Source organism: Paeniglutamicibacter sp. MACA_103 (genome assembly GCF_045798555.1).
GTDB lineage: Bacteria > Actinomycetota > Actinomycetes > Actinomycetales > Micrococcaceae > Paeniglutamicibacter.
The window spans coordinates 1-2,898 of record NZ_JBIXLN010000097.1; the positions used below are offsets into that span (position 1 = coordinate 1).

Annotated in this window: 2 protein-coding genes; both read left to right on the top strand. The window is 70.1% G+C overall.

Annotated elements, in window-relative coordinates; all coding sequences use genetic code 11:
- The first annotated feature begins 155 nt into the window (after positions 1-155).
- Complete coding sequence (gene tal / locus ACIPVK_RS21640) at positions 156-1,271, top strand: transaldolase (RefSeq protein ID WP_407614045.1); 1,116 nt, start codon at positions 156-158, stop codon at positions 1,269-1,271.
- Positions 1,268-2,898: glucose-6-phosphate isomerase (locus ACIPVK_RS21645; RefSeq protein ID WP_407614046.1), on the top strand; the 1,631-nt coding region annotated here is incomplete at its 3' end. The genes tal and ACIPVK_RS21645, both read left to right, overlap by 4 nt.

Consider the following 2,898-nt stretch of genomic DNA (forward strand, 5'->3'; position numbering starts at 1 on the left):
GGACGCATCATCTCCCTGGACCACTACGGCGCCTCGGCCGACTACAAGCGCCTGTTCACCGAGTTCGGGATCACCGCGGAGGCCATCACCGCCGCCGCCCTCGACTCCATCTCGGCCGCCAAGTAACACCACCCCACACCCAAAGGATTTTCATCGTGAGCAACGCAAACACCCAGGCCCTTTCCGACGCCGGCGTCTCGATCTGGCTCGACGACCTCTCCCGCGAACGCCTGACCTCCGGTTCGCTTGAGGCCCTGATCCAGGAAAAGAACGTCGTCGGGGTCACCACCAACCCCTCGATCTTCCACGCCGCCCTGTCCAACGGCGAGTCCTATGCCGCCCAGGTCGCCGAGCTGGCCGCGGCCGGCATGGACGCCGAGGAAGCCGTCTTCAAGATCACCAGCGACGACGTCACCGCGGCCTGCGACCTGTTCGCCCCGGTCTACGCCGCCTCCAACGGCGCCGACGGACGCGTGTCCATCGAGGTCGACCCGCGCCTGGCCCGCAAGACCGCCGAGACCATCGCCGAGGCCAAGGTCCTGCACGAGATGGTCGGCCGCGAGAACGTGCTGATCAAGATCCCGGCAACCGTCGAGGGCCTCGAGGCCATCGCCGAGACCCTGGCCGCCGGCATCTCCGTGAACGTCACCCTGATCTTCTCCCTGGAGCGCTACCGCGCGGTCATCAACGCGTTCCTCACCGGGCTGGAGGCGGCCAAGGCCAACGGCCACGACCTGTCCAAGCTGCACTCGGTCGCTTCCTTCTTCGTCTCCCGCGTGGACACCGAGATCGATGCGCGCCTCAACGCCATCGGCACCGACGAGGCACTGGCCCTGCGCGGCAAGGCCGGGGTGGCCAACGCGCGCCTGGCCTACCAGGTCTACGAGGAGTCCTTCACCTCCGAGCGCTGGAACCTGTTGGCCGCCGCCGGCGCCAACGCCCAGCGCCCGCTGTGGGCTTCCACCGGCGTGAAGGACCCGGCACTGCCGGACACCCTCTACGTCACCGAGCTGTGCGCCCCGAACACCGTGAACACCATGCCGGAAAAGACCCTCGAGGCCACCGCCGACCACGGCGCCATCACCGGGGACGCCGTCACCGGCGGCTACGCCGAGGCCAATGCGGTGCTCGACGCGCTCGCGGCCCTGGGCGTGAGCTACAACGACGTCGTGGCCAAGCTCGAGGTCGAGGGCCTGGAAAAGTTCGAGGCCGCCTGGAACGAGCTGCTGACCGACCTCGAGGGCTCGCTCAAGAACGCGAACGTGAAATGAGCTCCCTGGGGTTCATAGCCACGGGGGCCGCGCAGGCGGCCATCGAGGCGCACGTGCCGTCGCTGGTGGCCGACCGGGTCGCCAGCCGCATCGCGGCCAAGGACACCACGGTGTGGGTCGAATCGGCCCGTGCCGAGGCCGGCATCCGCCTGGGCTGGGTCGACGCTCCCCAGGTTTCCCGCGCCCTGGTGCCGGGCATCCTGGCGCTGCGCGACGAGCTGCGCGCCGAGGGGGTGGACCGCATCGTGCTTGCCGGCATGGGAGGATCCTCCCTGGCGCCGGAGGTCATTTGCGCGACCAACGACGTGGAACTTATCGTCTGCGACTCCACCGACCCGGAAATGGTTGCCGGCATCCTCGCGGACCGCCTGGCCACCACCGCCCTGGTGGTTGCCTCCAAGTCCGGTTCCACGGTGGAAACCGACTCGCAGCGCCGGGTCTTCGAGCAGGCGTTCAACGACGCCGGCCTCGATGCCGCCTCGCGCATCATCGTGGTCACCGACCCGGGCTCGCCCATGGATACGGCCAGCCGCAAGGCCGGCTACCGCGCGGTGTTCAACGCCGATGCGAACGTGGGCGGGCGCTACTCGGCGCTGACCGCCTTCGGGCTGGTTCCCGCGGGCCTGGCCGGCGTGGACATCGAGGCGTTCCTGGATGAGGCCGCGGATGCCGCCGAGTTCCTGGCCGAGGACGACGAGGACAACATCGCCCTGGCCCTGGGCGCCGCGTTGGCGGGCACTTCCCCGCTGCGCGACAAGCTCATCTTCGCCGACGAGGGCTCCGGGCTGGCGGGATTCGCGGACTGGGCCGAACAGCTCGTTGCCGAATCCACCGGCAAGGAGCAGACCGGCGTGCTGCCGGTCGTCGTGGAGGACCGGGCACCGGAAACGACCAGCAACGCGGCGGACTTCCTGCAGATCCGCCTGGTCGCCGACACCGGCCTGCTCACCGACGACGACATCGATGCCGGGGCCGCCTCGGTTGCCGTCTCCGGCGCCCTGGGCGCACAGATGCTGCTCTGGGAGTACGCGACGGCCATTGCCGGGCGCCTTCTGGGCATCGACCCGTTCGACCAGCCGGACGTGGAGGCCGCGAAGGTCGCCGCCCGTTCGCTGCTGGATTCGACCCCGGAACCCGTTCCGGCCGCGTTCACCGACGGCGCCATCGAGGTCCGCGGCTCCGCGGGGCTGCTGGAGGGCTGCGATTCGCTCGCCGGCGCCCTGGCGGCACTGGTTGCGGCGTTGCCGGCCAACGGCTACCTCGGCATCCAGGCCTACCTGGACCGCCGCTCGGACACCGAGCTGGAGGCCATCCGCCCGGTGCTTGCCGCCGCGGCGAACCGCCCGGTGACCTTCGGCTGGGGACCGCGCTTCCTGCACTCCACCGGGCAGATCCACAAGGGCGGCCCGCGGACGGGCGGCTACCTGCAGCTCACCGCGGAATCCTCGATGGACCTGTCCATCCCGGGCCGGGACTTCACCTTCGGGGAGCTGATTGCCGCGCAGGCAAGCGGCGACGCGCAGGTGCTTGCCGACCTGGGCCGCCCGGTGCTGCGCCTGCACCTGACGGACAAGGAAGCCGGCATCCGGCACCTGGAGAAGCTGGTGCGGGAGATGGCCCAGGCCTG